An 18,659-nucleotide genomic window follows, 5' to 3' on the forward strand; every position below is an offset into this window, starting at 1 on the left:
GAACGAATTCGCGATCATCGGCGCGGCCCGCGTTCCACGGCGGGAACGCGGGCCGTCCGCAATGCAAGATCGGGAATGCGGCCCGGATCAGATCCGGTTGACGCCCTCCGTGCGGGCCTGCTCGGCCACCGCACGGGTGACGGCCGGGGCGACGCGGTCGTCGAACGGGCCGGGGATGACGTAGTCGGCGGTGAGGTCCTCGCCGACGATGTCGGCGAGCGCGTTGGCCGCGGCCAGCTTCATGCCCTCGGTGATCGAGCGCGCCCGGACGTCCAGCGCGCCGCGGAAGATGCCCGGGAACGCCAGCACGTTGTTGATCTGGTTCGGGTAGTCGCTGCGGCCGGTCGCCACGACCTTGGCGTGCCGCCGCGCCACCTCGGGGTGCACCTCGGGGGTGGGGTTGGACAGCGCGAAGACGATCGCGTTCTCCGACATCGTGGCGACGCACGACTCGTGGACGGTGCCGCCGGACAGGCCGATGAAGACGTCGGCGCCGCGCAGCGCCTCCTCCGTGGAGCCCTTGAGGTGCGACCGGTTGGTGATCGCGGCGATCTGCGTCTTGACCGGGTTCAGCCCGTCCCGGCCCTCGTAGATGAGGCCCTTGCTGTCCGACAGCGCTATGTCGCCGATGCCGCCCTCGATCAGCATCTTGGAGACGGCGATGCCGGACGCGCCCGCGCCGGCGACGACCGCGCGCAGCTCCGACAGCGGCTTGCCGACCAGGCGGGCCGCGTTCTTGAGGGCGGCGAGCGCCACGATCGCGGTGCCGTGCTGGTCGTCGTGGAAGACGGGGATGTCGAGCGCGGCGCGGAGCCGGTCCTCGATCTCGAAGCAGCGGGGGGCGCTGATGTCCTCCAGGTTGATGCCGCCGAAGCTCGGCGCCATCCGGATCACGGTGTCGACGATCTCGTCCACGCCCGTGCAGTTCAGCGCGATCGGCACGGAGTCGACGTCGGCGAACTCCTTGAACAGCAGGGACTTGCCCTCCATGACCGGCATGGACGCGGCCGGCCCGATGTCGCCGAGGCCGAGCACGGCGGTGCCGTCGGTGATGACGGCGACGACCCTGGACGTCCAGGTGTAGTCGTAGGCCAGTTCGGGGCGGTCGGCGATCGCGGTGCACACCCGGGCGACGCCCGGCGTGTAGGCCAGCGAAAGATCGTCCTTGTTGCGGACCGGAATGGTCGACCGCATTTCCAGCTTGCCGCCGCGGTGCAGCGAGAAGGCCGGATCATCGTCGAGCGAGGATGGTTCGGTGGGAATGGGCTCAGCAGCCACAGCGACCCCTGTCAGTGAAAGTTGGCTTTCTTGCGATGCCGCCGCGGTGGTGGAGGCGTGGTGGCCGGTCACCTGGAGGTCATCTCGCGACGTACGGGGGTCACCCGTTGTGCGATTCTCTCATACCGCCCCCCGCCGACCCGGCGGCCGGGGTGGTGGTGACCGTCACGTGGGGGCTGGGGACGGTCGCCACATGTGGCAGGCCGGTCGCAGAGGGTACACGCGGGACGGGGGTGGCGTACGGTTCCGGCGCTCCGTCGTTGCGTGATTGTTTCGGACCCTTTATCCAGATCAGGGAGGTTGTACGCCAAAATATGCACCTGACCTTCGGATCTGTACGGATCCGAACGCAACCACTTGGAGGGGGACCATGAGCATCGGTTCTCTGCGCCGTCGCGCCGTCGCGGCGAGCGCGCTCGTGCTGACGGGCGCACTCGCCCTGTCCGCATGTGGCGACAGTAACGACTCGGGAGACTCCGGCGACTCCGGCTCGAACACGAGCGCGGACGCGAAGCTGGCGGCCATGGTCCCGGACGCGATCAAGAGCGATGGCAAGATCGTCATCGGCACGGACGCGTCCTACCCGCCGAACGAGTCCGTCGACCCGGCCACCCAGAAGATCGTCGGCTGGGACATCGAGCTCTTCGACGCCGTCGCGGCCAAGCTCGGCCTGAAGACCCAGTACAACAACGCCGGCTTCGACACGATCATCCCCGGTGTCCAGTCGGGCAAGTACGAGGCCGGCATCTCCTCGTTCACCGACACCAAGGAGCGCGAGCAGGCCGTCGACTTCGTCACCTACTACTCGGCCGGGACGGCCTGGGCGGCGCTCAAGGGCAACCCCAAGGGCGTCAACCCCGAGGACGCCTGCGGCAAGAGCATCGGCGTTCAGCAGGGCACCGTGCAGGTCGAGGACCTCACGGCGAAGAGCAAGGAGTGCACGGACGCCGGCAAGCCGGCCATCAAGCAGGTCGTCCGCAAGCAGCAGACCGAGGTCAACAACGACCTGGTCGCCGGCAAGGTGGACGCGATGGCCGCAGACTCGCCGATCATCGGTGACGCGGTCAAGAAGACCGGCAAGCTGGAGATCATCGGCGAGGTCTACGACACCGCGCCGTACGGCTACACCTTCGGCAAGAACTCCGGCCAGTTCAAGGACGCCGTGCTGGGCGCGGTGAAGGCGCTCATCGCCGACGGCACCTACAAGAAGATCCTGACGGAGTACGGCGTGGAGAGCGGCGCGATCACCGAACCGGCGATCAACGCCGCACAGAGCTGATCGCATGACGGTCGACGTCGAGAAGGGGCGGCCCGAAGCGATTCGGGCCGTCCCCGTCCGGCATCCCGGCCGCTGGGTCGCGGCGGCGGTCGTGGTCGTGCTGATCGCGATGTTCGTCCACTTCCTGGTGACCAGTGATGCGCTGGACTGGCCGGAGCAGCGCAAGTACATCACCTCCGAAGCGGTGCTCAAGGGCGTCTGGCGCACCATCGCGCTGACCGTCGCCGCGATGGTGGGCGGCATGCTGCTCGGCACCGTCCTCGCCCTGATGCGGTTGTCGGCCAACCCGCTGCTGAGCGGTGCGGCCTGGGGTTACCTGTGGTTCTTCCGCGGCACGCCGCTCTACACGCAGCTGCTCATCTGGGGCGCGATCGGCTCGCTGTTCCCGACGGTCGGCATCGGCATCCCGTTCGGGCCGGAGTTCCACACCTGGGAGACGCAGGCGCTGGTCACCCCGATGCTCGCGGCGGGGCTCGGGCTGATCCTCAACGAGGCCGCCTACATGGCCGAGATCGTCCGGGCCGGGATCCTGTCGGTGGACGAGGGCCAGCAGGAGGCGGCGAGCGCCCTCGGCATGTCCCGGATGCAGACCATGGGCCGGATCGTGCTGCCGCAGGCGATGCGGGTCATCGTCCCGCCGACCGGCAACGAAGTGCTCTCCATGATGAAGAACACCTCGCTGGTGGCCGCCATCCCGTTCTCCGAGCTGACCTTCACCGCGCAGACCATCTACGCCAGCACCTACAAGATCATCCCGATGCTGGTGATGGCGTGCCTGTGGTACCTGCTGCTCTCCTCGGTCCTGATGATCGGCCAGTACTACCTTGAGCGCTACTTCAGCCGGGGAGTCGGCAAGGGAACGACGCCGCGCGGGCACCGGATCCGCTTCCGGGGCGGAGGCGGCGGCCAATGAGCGGAGGTGACGACATCGTGGGTGACGACAAGGTGAGCGACCCCCTCGCCAAGCGGCCTCCCGCGGCCGAGAGCGGCGGCCTGATGGTCAAGGCCGAGCGGGTGCACAAGTCGTTCGGCCGGCTGGAGGTGCTGAAGGGCATCGACCTGGAGGTCCGGCAGGGCGAGGTGATGTGCGTCGTCGGCCCGTCCGGGTCGGGCAAGTCCACCTTCCTGCGCTGCATCAACCACCTGGAGAAGATCAACGCCGGGCGGCTGTGGGTGAACGGCCACCTGGTCGGCTACCGGCAGCAGGGCGGCAAGCTCTACGAACTGCGCGACAAGGAGGTCGCCGCGCAGCGCCGCGAGATCGGCATGGTGTTCCAGCGCTTCAACCTCTTCCCCCACAGGACGGCGCTGGAGAACGTCATGGGGGCGCCGATCTGGGTCAAGGGGCTGCCGAGGGACCAGGTCCGGCAGCAGGCGATCACCCTGCTCGAACGGGTCGGGCTGAGCGAGAAGGCGCAGTCCTACCCGTCGCAGCTGTCCGGCGGGCAGCAGCAGCGGGTGGCGATCGCGCGGGCGCTCGCGATGGAGCCCGCGCTGATGCTGTTCGACGAGCCGACGTCCGCCCTGGACCCCGAGCTGGTCGGCGAGGTCCTGGAGGTCATGAAGCAGCTCGCCCTCGACGGCATGACCATGGTCGTGGTCACCCACGAGATGGGATTCGCCCGCGAGGTCGGCGACTCGCTGGTCTTCATGGACGACGGCGTCGTGGTCGAGAAGGGCACGCCCCGCGAGATCCTGGCCAACCCGCAGCACCGGCGCACCCAGGACTTCCTCTCCAAGGTTCTCTGATCGCCCTCCGGTTTCTTCCACGGCGAAGGGGCCCCACTTCATCTGGGGCCCCTTCGTCACCATCGCCTATTCCGTTCGCCGCCGCGAGGCTTCCGCGAGCAGTGCCCGAACCTCCGCTTCTCGGTAGCGGCGGTGTCCCCCGAGCGTGCGGACGGTGGAGAGCTTCCCCGCCCGCGCCCACCGCGTGACCGTCTTGGCGTCCACGCGGAACATCATCGCCACCTCAGCCGGGGTGAGGAGAGCATCGAACTCCGTCGTCTTCGATCCCATGTGTCGGGGTCTCCTGTCGTGCACGTGAAGAGGCCCCACGCCACGCGGGGCCTCCATGGTTCACGTCTTGTGCCGTTCGCTAAGCCGATAGACCACCTACCCTCACTTCGGGACGGCAGGGATCCGCCTCACGTCATGAGCAAGGCGAGTACCTGGTCGATTTGCCGGGCGGGAAAGTACAGGTTCGCGCCGGGCCGACGCCCAAGAGCTGTGATCGGGCTGCTGCACTCCCAGCCCTGTCCCGCGGTGATGTCCGCCGCCAGGGCGACGAGCCGCTCGGCGTCTTCAAGGGGCATCTGCAGCCAGGCGAAGCCATCCCAGAAAGCGGCGTAGCGGATCCTGCGCGGCTTCGGGTACAGCCACCCTCCGCCGTAGATGCTTGCGCCGACGTCTTCGCAGCATTGGAAGGTCCCGATGCCCGTGTCCCAGAGCGCTTGGACGAGAGGCACCATCCGCCAGTCGATCTGAACGTGCTCACCGCCCGGTGTGGTGAGCATCTCGAAGGTGTGTACCTGAACGGCATTGGACGTGTGGGGGTTCTGCTGACTCATCGCAGGACTCCTCGGTACTCTGCCCAGCGCCGCACATCGGCCAGGTAGGGGCCGATCCACTCCGCGGAGATCATCTTGTGGCGGCGGGTCCACACGGCGGTGTGCGATCGGGCGTACTGGTCGATGGACGCGGGTTCTGCCTCCCGCCAGGCGGGGAACTGGTGCAGCCACTCCTCGGCCGAGGCGGGGGTATGCCCGGCCGACAGCAGCCAGGGGATCATCTGTCCCATCTCCACCCACGGGGCTCCATGGCTGACGAAGGCCCAGTCCACGATGTAGACCGCGTCTCCGGGGGTGATGAGGACGTTCGGTCATTCCAGTCGCTTCGGTTCATATGTCCCTACAGTTTGGTGAGGCGGCCCTGGCAGATGTCCGAGCAGCAGCTCGTTCCCGTCTCCCAGAACCGGTCGTCCACCGGCCATCCGCAGTGGCGCATCGCCCGGACGGTGATGGCGACCGACCGGCCGCTGGTGATGGATGAGTTGGTGACCGGGACGTGGTCGATGAACCGGTCGCCCGTCAGCTTCTTGCAGAATTCCCGGTAGTCCGCGGTCAGGTCCAGGAAAGCGTGCAAGGCGTCGTCGATTTCCTTCGACGGCGTGAGGTGGTTGAACTCCTCCTCGTCCTGCACGATGCCCTCGGGCGGGCTGGACGGGTCGTACTCGGCGGTCGTCGCGAGGAAGCAGAGCATCTGCTCCACCGTTGACTCGGCGTAGAAGCGGGCGACGTACAGATACTCGTCCCGAAGACGCCCCACGAGCCGGTCGAACAGGTCAGAGGAGATCAGCTCCCGGGGGTTGCGGGCAGGGGCTTGGACTGCGGGTGTCATGTGCCTTCTCCGAACTTGAGGCAGGATGGGCCAGGCCGGCGACCAGAGATCAGGAGTCACGCCGACACCGTCAGCTCTGCGCCGATGACTTTCCGGTCATCGTCTTCCCAGCGCATCCACCACCGCGCGCACAGTTCGGCGACCAGGGGGAGACCCCGACCGCTTTCGGAACGGTCCGACATGGGGATGAGAATGGCCGGTTCCGGGATGCTGTCGCAGACCTCGATGACCGGGCGGCGGCCCTCCAGATGGCAGCGGAAGCGGATGTCCTGGGTGACCCCGTACTTTTCGGAGGCGAGTATGGCATTCGTTACCAACTCGGAAGCGACGAGACGGGGAACGAAGTCGTCCCCCAGTCCCCAGTGGTCCCAGGCCACGGCGACCAGATCCCGGGCGATCTTCACCGACTCGCGAACGGGTTTCAGAGTGAGGTCGAAGTCGTCTTTGTGGGGATTCGAGTGGCTCTGGGGGTGCATGATGCTTCCGAATTCGTCGTGGCCTTGTGCTGTCTGACACATATCCTCAAGCGCCGGGCTACCCTCTGCTAGGGAACTGCGCCTACGCATGCCCCCCTACGCCTACAGTCCGCTGTAGGCAGGCCAGAGAGGTTCGGACATGCCGGACATTGACCCCATGGCATCGGCTCTCGACCTCTACCTGTTCCATATGAAGCGGCTACGAGAAGCCAGGAGCCTTTCTCAAGAGGCCCTCGGCGCCAAAGTCGATTACACGGGGAAGTTCATCGGGCTCGTGGAGACCAAGAGGCGCCGTCCCAACGTGAAGCTCTCCGCCGCCATGGACGAACTGTTCGGCATGAAGAAGTTCTTCGAGGCGTTGCTCCCCCGCATCGCCGAGGAGGCCGGTCTCCCGCCCGGCTTCTGGGAGTACGTCGAGGAGGAGGCCCGGGCCTCCCAGATCCGGATGTACAACCAGAACTACATCCCGGGCCTACTCCAAACCGAGGACTACGCCAGAGCCGTCGTGAAGGTCGGCAGGCGTCCCGACAGGGTCGAGGAGCTGGTGTCGACTCGAATGGAACGACAGGAGATCCTGCAACGGGATGTTCCCCCGAACGTCGTCGTCCTTCTGGAGGAGGGAGTCCTCCGGAAGATGGCAGGTGACCCCGAGATCACCCGGCAGCAGCTCTCTCACCTGCTGAAGCTCATTCAAGAGCCCAACATCGCCATCTACGTCATCCCGGCCAATGCCCAGGTCTTCCCGGAGAGTAGTTTTACCGTCCTATCCTTCGACAGCGATCCCGATATGGGGTACGAGGAGTCCGTTGGGGGGCGAGGTCGCCTACTGGAGGCGGGCTCGCAGGTCACAGAGCTTGGAGTAGGGTTCGAAGTAATCAGGGAATCAGCCCTGACAGCGGCCGATTCCGAAGCTCTGATCCGTTCGTTGATGGAGAGTGGATGAACAAGCAGGCCACGCAGTGGCGCAAGAGCAGCTACAGCGGCGGGGAAGGTGGTCAGTGCGTTGAGCTGGCCTCGCTGGGCGGCTCTGTCGGTATCCGAGACAGCAAGAACCCCCGCACCCCCCACCTCGCTGTCGGCCGGGAGGCACTGTCGAGCCTTCTCGGTCGTATCAAGGCCGGGGAACTGGACTTTTAGGGCCGGTTGACGGCTCTTCGGGCCGCACTTTCCGCTTCATCGAGCTTGGCGAGACGCTCGGCTGGGTTTTCCCAGCCGAGCGTTCTGCGCTGCGGGACGCAAGGACAACCCCTCGGACCGGGGGCGGGCCGTTCGGGGTGCCGGGCGGGCGGTTAGTGTGCGTTCATGTTCGCTGTCACGGCTACGCAGATCGACGCAGACAATCCGCTGACCGGGCTGACGGCGGGGGAGGCGCCAGAACCCGAGGTCCCGGACGGCTGGACGACCGTCACGGTGAAGGCCGCCGCGCTCAACCACCACGACCTGTGGTCCCTCAAGGGGGTCGGGCTGTCCGCCGACAGCCTCCCGATGATCCTCGGCTGCGACGCGGCCGGGGTGGACGAGGCAGGCAACGAGGTCATCGTCCACTCGGTGATCGGCGACCCCGCGCGGGGCGGCGGCGACGAGACCCTCGACCCGAAGCGGTCGCTGCTCTCGGAGACGCATCCGGGGACGCTGGCCGAGAGGGTCGCGGTGCCGCGCCGCAACCTCGTCCCCAAGCCCGCCGAGCTGTCGTTCGAGGAGGCGGCCTGCCTGCCGACCGCGTGGCTCACCGCCTACCGGATGCTGTTCGACAAGGCCGGCCTGCAGCCGGGCGCGTCCGTCCTGGTGCAGGGCGCGGGCGGCGGCGTCGCGTCCGCCGCGATCGCGCTGGCGTCGGCGGCCGGCTACCGCGTCTACGCGACCAGCCGCAGCGAGGCCAAGCGCAAGCGGGCGCAGGAGCTCGGGGCGGACGCGGCGCTGGAGACGGGCGCGCGGCTCCCCGAGCGGGTGGACGCCGTCATCGAGACCGTCGGGCAGGCGACCTGGTCGCATTCGCTGAAGTCGCTGAAGCCCGGCGGCAGGATCGTGGTGTCGGGCGCCACCAGCGGCCAGGTGCCGCCGGCGGAGCTGAACCGGGTGTTCTTCCTGCAGCTCCAGGTGATCGGCTCCACGATGGGGACGCGCGACCAGTTGGAGCGGCTGGCGCGGTTCCTGGTCAAGACGGGCACCAGGCCGCCGATCGACCGGATGCTGCCGCTGAGCCGGGCCCGCGAGGGCTTCGCCGCGATGGCCGAGGGCGACCTCTTCGGAAAGATCGTCTTCACGCCCTGAGCCGGGTGGTGCGGGCCGTGGCCGGGGGCGTCCCGGTCACGGCCCGCCGTGCTCGTCCTTGGCGTGCTCGTCCTTGCCGGTGCCATGCCCGTTCCGGTGGAGGACCTCGTCCTTGAGGCGGGCGCGGGCCTCCTCCAGGATCGCCTGGGCGGCGGCGAGGCCGTCGTCGTCGAGGCGGGAGTGCTTCGCGGCCTTGCGGACGTCCTCGACGAACGTGCGGAGCAGGCGCTCCAGCTTGAGCCGGACGATGTCCTCGCGCGAACCGGTCGCCGTCTTCCAGGCTTCGTCCCAGTTCTGCCGCCACTCCTCCTTCCACGCCTGCTTCTGATCGCGCCAGAGCCGCCGCCACTCGTCCTTCTGCCGGTCGGCGGTCTCCTTCCACGCCTCCTTGGACGTGGCCTTGCCCTCGTCGCGCATCGTCCGGGCGGCCTGCGTGAGCTCCTCGCGCAGCGACCGGACGGTCTGCCGGACGTCCTCCTGCACGCCGCGCGCGAACTCCTGCGCCGAGGCGGCGATCTCCTCCTCCAGATCGGCCAGCTCGTCCATCCGGCGTTCCAGTTCCCCGCGGCCCTTGTCGGTCAGCGAGTACACCTTCTTGCCCTTGATCACCTCATGGGTGACCAGGCCCTCGGACTCCAGCCGGGCCAGCCGCGGGTAGATCGTGCCGGGGGAGGGCGAGTAGACCCCGAGGAACCGGTCCTGCAGCAGCCGGATCACCTCATAGCCGTGCCGCGGGCTCTCCTCCAGCAGCTTCAGCAGGTACAGCCGCAGCCTGCCGTGGCCGAAAACGGGGCTCACGTTGGGTTCCTCACTTCTGCGTTCGGGGTGCGGTGATCTCCGGTTCGGCGTCGTCGCGGCCGAGGAGGGTGATCGGGCCGGACACCGTGTTGACCGTGAGCCGCCCCGAGCCGTCCCCGAGCTTGCCGGCGACGCTGTGCGCCACGGGCCGCTCCTGCCGGCCGAGTTCGGGGAAGGACGTCTCGATCCGCCCGGCGGCCGAGTTCAGCGTGACCTGGGCGCCGGCGGACTCGGGGATGCGCAGCGCGACCTCGCCGGAGACGGTGTTGACGTCGACCCTGCTGTCGCCGGTCAGGCTGACGTCGGCGGCGATGCGGCCGCTGACCGCCCGCGCCGCCAGGTGGTCGAGGGACCCGCCGGCCAGGGACAGGTCGCCGGACACGGACGTGAACGACACCGTCCCGTCCAGGCCCTGTGCCTCGATCGCGCCGGAGACGGTGTTGGCGTCGATCGCGCCTGCCACCTCGTCGAGCGTGACGTCGCCGGACGCGCTCTTGATGGACGTGCGGGCCGTCATGCCGGTCACGACGGCGTCCGCCGACACCAGGTTCAGGGTGAGCGGGCAGTCGTGCGGGACGGTCACGGTGATGGAGGCGCGGCATCGCTGCGTGCGCAGCCACGTCAGCACGCCCTCCCACAGCTTCTCGTGGGTGATCGTGAGCATGCCGGCCTCATGGGTGATCACCAGTGGCGGGCCCTCGACGTCGCCGACGATGATGGACGGCCGCTCGTCGGAGGCGAGCACCGAGATGTTCCCCGCGATCAGGGTGGCCCGCAGCGCGACCGCGCCGTCGAAGTCGAGTGTGGTCGGTTCGTCGATCGTCCAGCGCGACATCGGGATCTGCCCCTTCGTCCGAGCGTCCTCTGACCAGTAAACACGATATGTCGCGTTCTTGAAAAGTCAAGATGTATCGCGTTCACGGCGACGGTCAATCGTCGTCCTCGTCGTCCAGGCGGGCGAGCCAGGTGGCCAGCCGGTCGACGGGCGTCTCGAACTCGGGGTTGAGGTCCACGAACTCGCGCAGCCGCTCCGCCAGCCACGCCAGGCTGACCTCCTCCTCGCCGCGCCGGTCCGTCAGCTCCTCGATGCCCCGATCGGTGAAGTACATGGCCTGATTCCACTCTCTGCGATTCCACCCGCTGCGATTCCGCGCGCGGACGCCGAAGGCCCCGGCGCAGCGCACCGGAGCCCTCGGGTCTACGTCGTTCTGATCCGTGATGCCGGGGTTCCCCCCCGGCCGCCTATCTCTGCTCGCCGAACAGGCGGGCGAGCAGCGCCTCCTGCTCCGCCTGATGCATCTTCGCCGAACCCACCGCCGGGGACGAGGACGCCGGGCGCGACACCCGTGACATCCGCAGACCCTCGATGTGGTGCGACAGCTTCAGCGCCATGAACGGCCAGGCGCCCATGTTGGCCGGCTCGTCCTGGACCCACACGACCTCGGCGTCCGCCGGGTACTTCGCCAGCTCCGCCTTGATCTCGTCCACCGGCGGCGGGTACAGCCGCTCGACCCGCACGACCGCGGTGTCGTTCGCGCCCGCCGCCTCCCGGGACTTCATCACCTCGTAATAGATCTTGCCGGTGGTCAGCAGCACCCGCCGCACGCCCGCCGGGTCGATCGCCGGATCGGCGTCCGGGATCACCGGCAGGAACGCGCCGCCGGTGATCTCCGCGACCGGCGACGTGGCCGCCTTCAGCCGCAGCAGCGACTTCGGCGTGAACACCACCAGCGGCTTGTTGCGGCCCGACAGCACCTGCCAGCGCAGCAGATGGAAGTAGTTCGCCGGAGTCGTCGGGTACACGACCGTCATGTTGTCCTGCGCGCACAGCTGCAGGAAGCGCTCGATGCGGGCGGACGAGTGGTCGGGCCCCTGCCCCTCGTAGCCGTGCGGCAGCAGCAGCACCACACCGGAGTGCTGGCCCCACTTCTGCTCACCGGACGAGATGTACTCGTCCACGACGCTCTGGGCGCCGTTGGCGAAGTCGCCGAACTGGGCCTCCCACGCGACCAGCGCGTCCGGGCGGGTCATCGAGTAGCCGTACTCGAAGCCCATCGCCGCGTACTCGCTGAGCAGCGAGTCGTGGACGTAGAACTTCGACACGCCCTGCCCGAACTGCTTGAGCGGTGTGTACTCCTCACCGGTCTTGCGGTCCACCAGCACCGCGTGCCGCTGGCCGAACGTCCCGCGCCGGGTGTCCTGCCCGACGAGCCGCACCGGGCGGCCGTCGATCAGCAGCGAGCCCATCGCCAGCAGCTCGCCGGTCGCCCAGTCGATCGCGTCGTCCTCGATCATCTGGGCGCGGCGCTGCAGGATCGGCTGGAGCCGCGGATGCGGGGTGAAGCCCTCCGGCAGGCTGACCTGCGACTCGATGATCCGCTTGACGGTCTCCTGGGGGATCGCCGACCCGGCCTTGCCGTGGTCGATCGGGATCCGCTCCTCGACGTCCGGCTTCACGACCGAACCCGGCTCCTGGGGCCGCTTCACGGCCTCGCGGGTCTCGGTGAAGGCCCGCTCCAGCTGCTCCTGGTAGTCGCGCAGCGCCTGCTCGGCCTCCTCGACCGTGATGTCGCCGCGGCCGATCAGGGCCTCGGTGTACAGCTTGCGGACCGACCGCTTCGCGTCGATCAGGTCGTACATCAGCGGCTGGGTGAACGACGGGTTCTCACCCTCGTTGTGGCCCCGGCGCCGGTAGCAGACCATGTCGATGACGACGTCCTTCTTGAACGTCTGCCGGTACTCGAACGCCAGCCGCGCCACCCGCGCGCACGCCTCCGGGTCGTCGCCGTTGACGTGGAAGATCGGCGCCTGGATCATCCGGGCCACGTCCGTGGAGTAGACGCTGGAACGCGAGTACTCGGGGGCGGTGGTGAAGCCCACCTGGTTGTTGATCACCACGTGCACGGTGCCGCCGGTGCGGTAGCCGCGCAGCTGCGACAGGTTCAGCGTCTCGGCCACCACGCCCTGCCCCGCGAACGCGGCGTCGCCGTGGAGCAGCACGGGCAGGACGCTGAAGCCGGCCTCGCCGACGTCGAGGAGGTCCTGCTTGGCGCGGACGACGCCCTCCAGCACCGGGTCGACCGTCTCCAGGTGCGACGGGTTCGCGACCAGCTCGCAGTGGATCTTGGAGCCGTCGTCGGCGACGAAGTCACCGGACGCGCCGAGGTGGTACTTCACGTCGCCGGAGCCCTGCGCGCTGCGCGGGTCGAGGTTGCCCTCGAACTCGCCGAAGATCTGCCCGTAGGACTTGCCGACGATGTTGGCCAGCACGTTCAGCCGGCCGCGGTGCGCCATGCCGATGACGACCTCGTCCAGGCTGTCCTTCGCCGCCGCCGAGATCACCGAGTCCAGCAGCGGTATGACCGACTCGCCGCCCTCCAGCGAGAACCGCTTCTGCCCGACGAACTTCGTCTGCAGGAACGTCTCGAACGCCTCGGCGCTGTTCAGCCGGCGCAGCACGTGCAACTGCTCCTCGCGCGACGGCTTGTCGTGCGGGACCTCCACGCGCTCCTGGATCCAGGCCCGCTCCTCCGGGTCCTGCATGTGCATGTACTCGATGCCGACCGTCCGGCAGTAGGCCATGCGCAGCACGCCGAGGATCTCGCGCAGCTTCATCGTCGGCTTGCCGCCGAACCCGCCCGTCGCGAACTCGCGCTCCAGGTCCCACAGCGTCAGGCCGTGGCGGAGGATGTCCAGGTCGGGGTGGCGGCGCTGCTTGTACTCCAGCGGGTCGGTGTCGGCCATCAGGTGGCCGCGGACCCGGTAGGCGTGGATCAGCTCGTGCACCCGGGCGACCTTGGCGACGTCGTCCTCGTGGCTCGCGGAGATGTCCTTGACCCAGCGCACCGGCTCGTACGGGATGCGCAGCGCCTCGAAGATCTCGTCGTAGAAGCCGTCCGCGCCGAGCAGCAACTCGTGGATGCGGCGCAGGAAGTCGCCGGACTGCGCGCCCTGGATGATCCGGTGGTCGTAGGTGGAGGTCAGCGTCATCACCTTGCTGATCCCCATCCGCGACAGCGTGTCGCTGGACGCGCCCGCGAACTCGGCCGGGTACTCCATGGAGCCCACGCCGATGATCGTCCCCTGGCCGGCCATCAGCCGCGGCACCGAGTGCACCGTCCCGATCGTGCCCGGGTTCGTCAGGCTGATCGTGGTGCCCTGGTAGTCCTCGATGGTGAGCTTGTTGCCGCGCGCCTTGCGGACGATCTCCTCGTAGGCGGCCCAGAACTGGCGGAAGTCCAGCGTGTCGGCGGCCTTGATGCTCGGCACCACCAGCTGCCGCGAGCCGTCGCTCTTCTGCAGGTCGATCGCCAGGCCGAAGTTGACGTGCTCCGGCCGGATCATCACCGGCTTGCCGTCCACCTCGGTGTAGGCGGTGTTCATCTCCGGCATCGCGGCGAGCGCCTTGACGATCGCGTACCCGATCAGGTGGGTGAACGAGACCTTGCCGCCGCGCCCGCGCTTCAGGTGGTTGTTGATGACGATGCGGTTGTCGATCAGCAACTTGGCCGGGATGGTGCGCACGCTCGTCGCGGTCGGCACGCTCAGGCTGGACTCCATGTTGGTGACCGTCCTGGCGGCGACACCGCGCAGCCTGACCTCCTCGGCGCCCGCCGGCACCGGCGGAGGCGCCGGCTTCTTCGCGGCCTTCTTGTCCGCCTTCGGGGCGGCCTTGGCCCCGGGCGCGGAGGCCTTGGGGGGCTCGACCGGCCGCTGTGGTGTCGGCGGAGCGCCCGTGCCGTTCGGCGCCGCGCTCTGGGCTGAGGCCTGGGGCGCCCCGGGGGACGCCGGCGTCACGGACCCGGGCCGGCTGTCCGGCCGGTAGTCCGCGAAAAAGTTCCACCAAGCCTCGTCAACCGAGCTGGGGTCCTCGAGGTACTTCTGGTACAGCTCGTCGACCAGCCACTCGTTGGCACCGAAGTCTGTCATCGTTGGGTCGGCACTAGTTTGCGACGACTCTGTCGACACGGCGGAGATCGCCCTCTTCCGCAGCTCGCAGGTAATTTCTAAGACGCATCAAGGCTACTCGTTCTTGCTCGCCCCCCAAGCCAGCACGCTGGGCGTCGCGCCCGCGCCGCGCCAATATGGCCGAACATGCCGAAGTCAGGACCGTGACTTCGGCAGTGTTCACCAGGTCCGATTTCCTTGGACGCGCGTCACCCGCGAAGGCGGTCCTCCGCCGATCCCGCCTTCGGCGTCGGGATCAGTGGGTGTGGGGGGCGACCGTCGGGCCTTCGCTGGCCTGGATGAGGACGAAGCCCTGGCCCTGGTAGGCGAGCTGCATGGCCTCACCGCTGCCGCGGCCGATGAGGGCGCCGGCCTTGAAGGTGCGGTTCACGCCGACCTGGAGGCTGGTGCTCCAGGCGACGGCGGACTGGCCGTCGGCGAAGGTGGGGGCACGGCCGCAGTCGAGCATGACCGGGGTGCCGTGGGTGGTCAGGGCGACGAAGCCGGTGCCGGTGAGGGTGGTGTTGAACAGGCCGCCCGCGGCGATGCCCGCGCCCTGGACGCGCTGGATGTCGGACTGCAGGTGCGAGTCGTAGGCGAGGATGTTGGAGCCGTTGACCGTGAGGCCCTCGTTCTCCAGGTAGAACAGGTGGATGTCGTCGGCGTTGTTGGCGACGAACAGCAGGCCCTGGCCCTTGACGCGCATCAGCGGGACGCCCTCGCCGGTCAGGGCCTTCTTCATGAACTTGCCGATGCCGCCGGAGCCCTCGTAGTCGAACTCCATCTGGCCCTGGAAGGCCACCATGGAGCCCTGACGGGCGAGGACGTCCCCGTTGAGGTGGATCCGGAGCATCTTGGAGTTCTGAAGGGCGAAGTGACCGGGGAGCTGCTGCCCCTGGTCCATGTTTCCGAAGAACTGGCTACGCATGGTCGGGTCGTGCCTCTCATGGGGATTACTGGAGGTTCGCCAGCATAACGATGTGACGAGGTCAGCTGTCCCGGCCGTGCGGGACGGTCCAGTCGACGAGGGGGCCCTTGGGGACGACGCCCGACGGGTTGATGTTGCGCTGCGTCACGTAGTAGTGGCGTTTGATGTGGTCGAAGTTCGTGGTCTCCCCGAACGCGGGAACCGAGTACAGGTCGCGGGCGTAGGCCCACAGGTTCGGGTAGTCCGTGAGGTGGCGCACGTTGCACTTGAAGTGCGAGTAGTAGACGGCGTCGAAGCGCGCGAGCGTCGGATAGAGCCGGACGTCGGCCTCGGTGATCTCGTCGCCGAACAGGTAGCGCCGGCCGGCGAGGCGCTCTTCGAGCCGGTCGAGGGTCGCGAAGAGGGCGTCGACGGCCTCCTCGTACGCGCCCTGGGAGGTGGCGAACCCGGCCTTGTAGACCCCGTTGTTGACGGTCGTGTAGACGAGGTCGTTCAGTTCGTCGATCTCGGGGCGGAGCGCCTCCGGGTACAGGTCGGGCGCGCCCGGCGGACGGTGGTGGGCGGTGAACTCCGTCTCCATCATCGTGGTGATGTTCGGGAAGTCATTGGTGACCAGCCGCTTCGTCTCGGTGTCCCAGATGCACGGGACGGTGTAGCGGCCCTCGAAGGACGGGTCGGTGCCGAGGTAGAGCTCGGAGAGGAACACCGCCCCGGTCACGGGGTCGCGGTCGGGGAACCGCCAGCCCCGCTCGTCCCGGATCGGGTCGACGACGGCGACGCTGATCGCGTCCTCCAGGCCGAGCAGGCGCCGCACGATCAGGCTGCGCTGCGCCCACGGGCACGCGTAGGAGACGAACAGCCGGTAGCGGCCGGGCTCGGCGGGCAGGCCGCTCGACCCGTCGGCGGTGATCCGGCCGGTGAACCGGTTCGCCTGCCGGACGAACCGTCCCCCCTCGACCTCCTGGACACTCATGCCGTACTCCTCCCGACGCCGTGGTCCCAGGGCCCACGATAACCGCCGGATCCCCGGCTCGAACGGTGGTGCGGCCGCTCAGACCCGCATCCGGCCGCCGATCACCGGCAGGTCCAGGTAGGTGCGGATGCCCGGCTCGGCGGCGCAGACGACCGGGACGGAGTTGAGCGCGTGGGCCGCGGCGGCGGAGATCACGTCGGAGACCCACCCCTCGTCGGTCGCCATCGTGAGGGAGGGCCGGCCGTCCACGCGCAGCGAGTATCCCGGACGTCCCCACTCTTCGCACATGTGCGAGGCGTCGGCCTTGTGGACGGCCTCGATGGTGATCACGGGCCGTCCGGCGGCCAGGCCGCTGAACGTCCAGCGGGCCGCCGCGACCGTGCCGCGCGGGATCGGCCCGGCGGCGGGGGCCAGGTCGGTGCGGGCGAGCCGGTGCTCCACGTCCACGTCGATCTCGTCCAGGTCGACGCCGAGCCCGGCCGCGACCAGGTGCAGGCTCTCGGAGAACAGCGCCCGCATCGCGGTCCGGGCGGGCCGCAGCGCGCGCCCGTACGCCTCCTCGGTCTTCCCGAAGCCGAGCATGTGGTGGACCATCTGCCAGGACGGGTGCCGGGCGAAGTCGGAGACCTCCCTGACGTAGACGTGGGTGATCCGCCGGGACAGCCGCGCCAGCGTCAGCGGCATGACGTCGGCCATGAAGCCGCCGCTGATCCCGCTGCCGTGGACCGAGACGCCGCCGCGCTTGCAGGCCTGCTCCAGTTCGTTCACGTAGTGCGGGCCGTGCGCCTGCGGGTAGAGGAGGCCGTTCAGGGAGACGACGTTCTTGCCGGACGACAGCAGCGAGCAGATCAGGTCGAGTTCGGCGAACCGGTCCCGTGCCGGGCTCGGGGCGTAGAGGACGCAGTCGGCGTCCAGGTCGAGGATGTCGTGGACGTCGCCGGTCGCGGCGACGCCGATCGGATCGCGGCCGGCGAGGACGCCGGCGTCGACACCGGCCTTGGAGGGCGTGTGCACCCAGGCGCCGGCCAGTTCCATGTCGTCGCTGTCGAGGACGCCTTTGATCACGGTGCGGCCGACCGCGCCGGTCGCCCACTGCACGACGCGGTAGGTGCGGCGGCTCGGCGTGAGAGCGGCGGCGGTGCTCATCGAGACGGGACCTCCGTTGCTCCTCGCGGCTTCGATGAGTGAACCTGCGTAGGGGAGGAGACTACGCCGCGATACCAGCGAAATGCGGCATTCGGCGCAACTTCCTCCCACGTCCCATCGTACGCAGGACCGGCCGGGCGTCCAGGATGGAACGAGCCCCCGGGCACCGCGGCCGAGCGGGATTCGGTTTACTGGTACCAATTGGTAACCCCCGGGTGATCGTCCGGGGTTCGCAGTCGGTGCGATGTGAGGAGACAGAGATGTCGGAACTGCGCTACGACGGCCGTGTCGCGGTCGTGACCGGGGCGGGCCACGGCCTCGGCCGCCAGCACGCGCTGGAGCTCGCCGCGCGCGGTGCCAAGGTCGTCGTCAACGACCTCGGCGGCGACCGGTCGGGGCTCGGAGCCTCGGCCGGCCCCGCGCAGGAGGTCGTGGACGAGATCAAGAAGAACGGCGGCGAGGCCGTCGCCAACCCCGACAACGTCGCGACCCCCGAGGGCGCGCAGGCGATCATCCAGACCGCACTGGACACGTTCGGCAAGGTCGACATCGTCATCAACAACGCGGGCATCCTGCGTGACAAGTCGTTCAAGAACATGAGCCCGGAGGAGTTCGACTCGGTCATCGCCGTGCACCTGCGCGGCTCGTTCCTCGTCTCCAGCGCCGCCTGGGCGCACCTGCGGGAGAACGGCTACGGCCGGATCGTCAACACCTCGTCCCCGGCCGGCCTGTTCGGCAACTTCGGCCAGGCCAACTACGCCACGGCCAAGATGGGCCTCGTCGGGTTCACCAAGACCCTCGCCCAGGAGGGCGCCAAGTACGACATCAAAGCCAACGCGATCGCCCCGGTCGCCTGGACCCGGATGACCGAGGACCTGCTGCCCGCCGACTTCGCGGACAAGCTCGGCGTCGACCAGGTCACGCCGCTCGTCGCCTACCTCGTCCACGAGGGCAACCAGGACTCCGGCGAGGTCTACACCGTCGGCGGCGGCCGCATCGCGAAGATCTTCGTGGCGGAGGGCCCCGGCTACGGGCAGAAGGCGACGCTGTCGGTCGAGGACGTCCGCGACAACTGGGCGGCCATCAACGCGGCCGAGCCGATGACCGTGTTCAAGAACGTGGGCGAGCAGATGGGCCCCCTCATCCAGCAGCTCACCTCCTGAG

At 68.6% G+C, this 18,659-nt stretch carries 20 protein-coding genes; 7 read left to right on the top strand and 13 right to left on the bottom strand.

The window, feature by feature from the left end; translation table 11 throughout:
• Positions 1 to 87 precede the first annotated feature (87 nt).
• Complete coding sequence (locus ACGFK0_RS06725; RefSeq protein WP_392901170.1) at positions 88 to 1,278, bottom strand: NADP-dependent malic enzyme; 1,191 nt, start codon at positions 1,276 to 1,278, stop codon at positions 88 to 90.
• Between the two features lie 370 nt (positions 1,279 to 1,648).
• Between ACGFK0_RS06725 and ACGFK0_RS06730 the strand changes: the two genes are divergently transcribed.
• The 3 genes from ACGFK0_RS06730 (at position 1,649) to ACGFK0_RS06740 (ending at position 4,306) form a co-directional block, all read left to right on the top strand.
• Complete coding sequence (locus tag ACGFK0_RS06730; RefSeq protein ID WP_392901172.1) at positions 1,649 to 2,557, top strand: ABC transporter substrate-binding protein; 909 nt, start codon at positions 1,649 to 1,651, stop codon at positions 2,555 to 2,557.
• Between the two features lie 4 nt (positions 2,558 to 2,561).
• A complete protein-coding gene (locus ACGFK0_RS06735; protein ID WP_392901174.1) occupies positions 2,562 to 3,470 on the top strand; it encodes an amino acid ABC transporter permease in 909 nt (302 codons plus the stop codon).
• A gap of 83 nt (positions 3,471 to 3,553) precedes the next feature.
• Positions 3,554 to 4,306: an amino acid ABC transporter ATP-binding protein gene (locus ACGFK0_RS06740; RefSeq protein WP_392901451.1), complete on the top strand. Its 753-nt coding sequence runs from the start codon at positions 3,554 to 3,556 to the stop codon at positions 4,304 to 4,306.
• A 66-nt stretch (positions 4,307 to 4,372) separates the two neighbouring features.
• On the opposite strand, the gene ACGFK0_RS06745 is transcribed toward ACGFK0_RS06740, so the two are convergent.
• The 5 genes from ACGFK0_RS06745 to ACGFK0_RS06765 form a co-directional block, all read right to left on the bottom strand.
• The gene (locus ACGFK0_RS06745; RefSeq protein ID WP_392901177.1) at positions 4,373 to 4,576 is read right to left on the bottom strand and encodes a BldC family transcriptional regulator; all 204 of its coding nucleotides are present in this window, start codon (positions 4,574 to 4,576) and stop codon (positions 4,373 to 4,375) included.
• 128 nt (positions 4,577 to 4,704) lie between these two features.
• Entirely contained in the window at positions 4,705 to 5,127 is a 423-nt protein-coding gene (locus ACGFK0_RS06750) for a hypothetical protein (RefSeq protein ID WP_392901179.1), read from the bottom strand.
• Positions 5,124 to 5,363: a hypothetical protein gene (locus ACGFK0_RS06755; protein ID WP_392901181.1), complete on the bottom strand. Its 240-nt coding sequence runs from the start codon at positions 5,361 to 5,363 to the stop codon at positions 5,124 to 5,126. Before ACGFK0_RS06755 ends, ACGFK0_RS06750 begins: the two co-directional genes overlap by 4 nt.
• A gap of 104 nt (positions 5,364 to 5,467) precedes the next feature.
• On the bottom strand, positions 5,468 to 5,956 hold the full coding sequence (locus ACGFK0_RS06760; protein ID WP_392901183.1) for a hypothetical protein: 489 nt from the start codon (positions 5,954 to 5,956) through the stop codon (positions 5,468 to 5,470).
• A gap of 56 nt (positions 5,957 to 6,012) precedes the next feature.
• Entirely contained in the window at positions 6,013 to 6,432 is a 420-nt protein-coding gene (locus ACGFK0_RS06765; RefSeq protein WP_392901185.1) for an ATP-binding protein, read from the bottom strand.
• A 139-nt stretch (positions 6,433 to 6,571) separates the two neighbouring features.
• Here ACGFK0_RS06765 and ACGFK0_RS06770 point away from each other — a divergent pair, with 139 nt between their 5' ends.
• The 3 genes from ACGFK0_RS06770 (at position 6,572) to ACGFK0_RS06780 (ending at position 8,703) form a co-directional block, all read left to right on the top strand.
• The gene (locus ACGFK0_RS06770; protein ID WP_392901187.1) at positions 6,572 to 7,375 is read left to right on the top strand and encodes a Scr1 family TA system antitoxin-like transcriptional regulator; all 804 of its coding nucleotides are present in this window, start codon (positions 6,572 to 6,574) and stop codon (positions 7,373 to 7,375) included.
• On the top strand, positions 7,372 to 7,569 hold the full coding sequence (locus tag ACGFK0_RS06775; protein ID WP_392901189.1) for a DUF397 domain-containing protein: 198 nt from the start codon (positions 7,372 to 7,374) through the stop codon (positions 7,567 to 7,569). The genes ACGFK0_RS06770 and ACGFK0_RS06775 overlap by 4 nt, the downstream gene beginning before the upstream one ends.
• Before the next feature lie 165 nt (positions 7,570 to 7,734).
• On the top strand, positions 7,735 to 8,703 hold the full coding sequence (locus tag ACGFK0_RS06780; protein ID WP_392901191.1) for a zinc-binding dehydrogenase: 969 nt from the start codon (positions 7,735 to 7,737) through the stop codon (positions 8,701 to 8,703).
• A 36-nt stretch (positions 8,704 to 8,739) separates the two neighbouring features.
• Here ACGFK0_RS06780 and ACGFK0_RS06785 read toward each other — a convergent pair whose 3' ends face one another.
• From ACGFK0_RS06785 to ACGFK0_RS06815, 7 genes are all read right to left on the bottom strand, one after another.
• Positions 8,740 to 9,501, bottom strand: coding sequence for a PadR family transcriptional regulator (locus ACGFK0_RS06785; protein ID WP_392901193.1), 762 nt, complete (start codon positions 9,499 to 9,501; stop codon positions 8,740 to 8,742).
• Between the two features lie 10 nt (positions 9,502 to 9,511).
• Positions 9,512 to 10,336 (bottom strand): DUF4097 domain-containing protein, encoded by an 825-nt coding sequence (locus tag ACGFK0_RS06790; protein ID WP_392901195.1) that lies wholly within the window; start codon positions 10,334 to 10,336, stop codon positions 9,512 to 9,514.
• Between the two features lie 94 nt (positions 10,337 to 10,430).
• Positions 10,431 to 10,610: a DUF6104 family protein gene (locus ACGFK0_RS06795; RefSeq protein ID WP_392901197.1), complete on the bottom strand. Its 180-nt coding sequence runs from the start codon at positions 10,608 to 10,610 to the stop codon at positions 10,431 to 10,433.
• Between the two features lie 133 nt (positions 10,611 to 10,743).
• Positions 10,744 to 14,469: a multifunctional oxoglutarate decarboxylase/oxoglutarate dehydrogenase thiamine pyrophosphate-binding subunit/dihydrolipoyllysine-residue succinyltransferase subunit gene (locus ACGFK0_RS06800; protein WP_392901199.1), complete on the bottom strand. Its 3,726-nt coding sequence runs from the start codon at positions 14,467 to 14,469 to the stop codon at positions 10,744 to 10,746.
• Between the two features lie 235 nt (positions 14,470 to 14,704).
• Positions 14,705 to 15,376, bottom strand: coding sequence for an AIM24 family protein (locus tag ACGFK0_RS06805; RefSeq protein ID WP_392901202.1), 672 nt, complete (start codon positions 15,374 to 15,376; stop codon positions 14,705 to 14,707).
• Between the two features lie 61 nt (positions 15,377 to 15,437).
• Positions 15,438 to 16,349: a glutathione S-transferase family protein gene (locus tag ACGFK0_RS06810; protein ID WP_392901204.1), complete on the bottom strand. Its 912-nt coding sequence runs from the start codon at positions 16,347 to 16,349 to the stop codon at positions 15,438 to 15,440.
• A 78-nt stretch (positions 16,350 to 16,427) separates the two neighbouring features.
• On the bottom strand, positions 16,428 to 17,495 hold the full coding sequence (locus ACGFK0_RS06815; protein ID WP_392901206.1) for a dihydrodipicolinate reductase: 1,068 nt from the start codon (positions 17,493 to 17,495) through the stop codon (positions 16,428 to 16,430).
• A gap of 260 nt (positions 17,496 to 17,755) precedes the next feature.
• On the opposite strand from ACGFK0_RS06815, the gene ACGFK0_RS06820 reads away from it, so the two are divergent.
• Positions 17,756 to 18,658 carry an SDR family oxidoreductase gene (locus ACGFK0_RS06820; protein ID WP_392901208.1) on the top strand — a complete coding sequence of 301 codons (903 nt, stop codon included), beginning with the start codon at positions 17,756 to 17,758 and terminating at the stop codon, positions 18,656 to 18,658.
• The last annotated feature ends 1 nt before the right edge of the window (position 18,659 follow it).

It is taken from the genome of Spirillospora sp. NPDC048823, assembly GCF_043198445.1.
Classification (GTDB): Bacteria; Actinomycetota; Actinomycetes; order Streptosporangiales; family Streptosporangiaceae; genus Spirillospora.

What these genes read in the sequence shown, in the direction of transcription:
- ACGFK0_RS06805 (WP_392901202.1), bottom strand. Translation starts at nt 15,376, where the DNA reads ATGCGTAGCCAGTTCTTCGGAAACATGGACCAGGGGCAGCAGCTCCCC.
- ACGFK0_RS06745 (WP_392901177.1), bottom strand. Translation starts at nt 4,576, where the DNA reads ATGGGATCGAAGACGACGGAGTTCGATGCTCTCCTCACCCCGGCTGAG.
- ACGFK0_RS06750 (WP_392901179.1), bottom strand. Translation starts at nt 5,127, where the DNA reads ATGAGTCAGCAGAACCCCCACACGTCCAATGCCGTTCAGGTACACACC.
- ACGFK0_RS06780 (WP_392901191.1), top strand. Translation starts at nt 7,735, where the DNA reads ATGTTCGCTGTCACGGCTACGCAGATCGACGCAGACAATCCGCTGACC.
- ACGFK0_RS06775 (WP_392901189.1), top strand. Translation starts at nt 7,372, where the DNA reads ATGAACAAGCAGGCCACGCAGTGGCGCAAGAGCAGCTACAGCGGCGGG.
- ACGFK0_RS06790 (WP_392901195.1), bottom strand. Translation starts at nt 10,336, where the DNA reads ATGTCGCGCTGGACGATCGACGAACCGACCACACTCGACTTCGACGGC.
- ACGFK0_RS06770 (WP_392901187.1), top strand. Translation starts at nt 6,572, where the DNA reads ATGCCGGACATTGACCCCATGGCATCGGCTCTCGACCTCTACCTGTTC.
- ACGFK0_RS06760 (WP_392901183.1), bottom strand. Translation starts at nt 5,956, where the DNA reads ATGACACCCGCAGTCCAAGCCCCTGCCCGCAACCCCCGGGAGCTGATC.
- ACGFK0_RS06810 (WP_392901204.1), bottom strand. Translation starts at nt 16,349, where the DNA reads ATGAGTGTCCAGGAGGTCGAGGGGGGACGGTTCGTCCGGCAGGCGAAC.
- ACGFK0_RS06815 (WP_392901206.1), bottom strand. Translation starts at nt 17,495, where the DNA reads ATGAGCACCGCCGCCGCTCTCACGCCGAGCCGCCGCACCTACCGCGTC.
- ACGFK0_RS06735 (WP_392901174.1), top strand. Translation starts at nt 2,562, where the DNA reads ATGACGGTCGACGTCGAGAAGGGGCGGCCCGAAGCGATTCGGGCCGTC.
- ACGFK0_RS06730 (WP_392901172.1), top strand. Translation starts at nt 1,649, where the DNA reads ATGAGCATCGGTTCTCTGCGCCGTCGCGCCGTCGCGGCGAGCGCGCTC.
- ACGFK0_RS06820 (WP_392901208.1), top strand. Translation starts at nt 17,756, where the DNA reads ATGTCGGAACTGCGCTACGACGGCCGTGTCGCGGTCGTGACCGGGGCG.
- ACGFK0_RS06740 (WP_392901451.1), top strand. Translation starts at nt 3,554, where the DNA reads ATGGTCAAGGCCGAGCGGGTGCACAAGTCGTTCGGCCGGCTGGAGGTG.
- ACGFK0_RS06795 (WP_392901197.1), bottom strand. Translation starts at nt 10,610, where the DNA reads ATGTACTTCACCGATCGGGGCATCGAGGAGCTGACGGACCGGCGCGGC.
- ACGFK0_RS06765 (WP_392901185.1), bottom strand. Translation starts at nt 6,432, where the DNA reads ATGCACCCCCAGAGCCACTCGAATCCCCACAAAGACGACTTCGACCTC.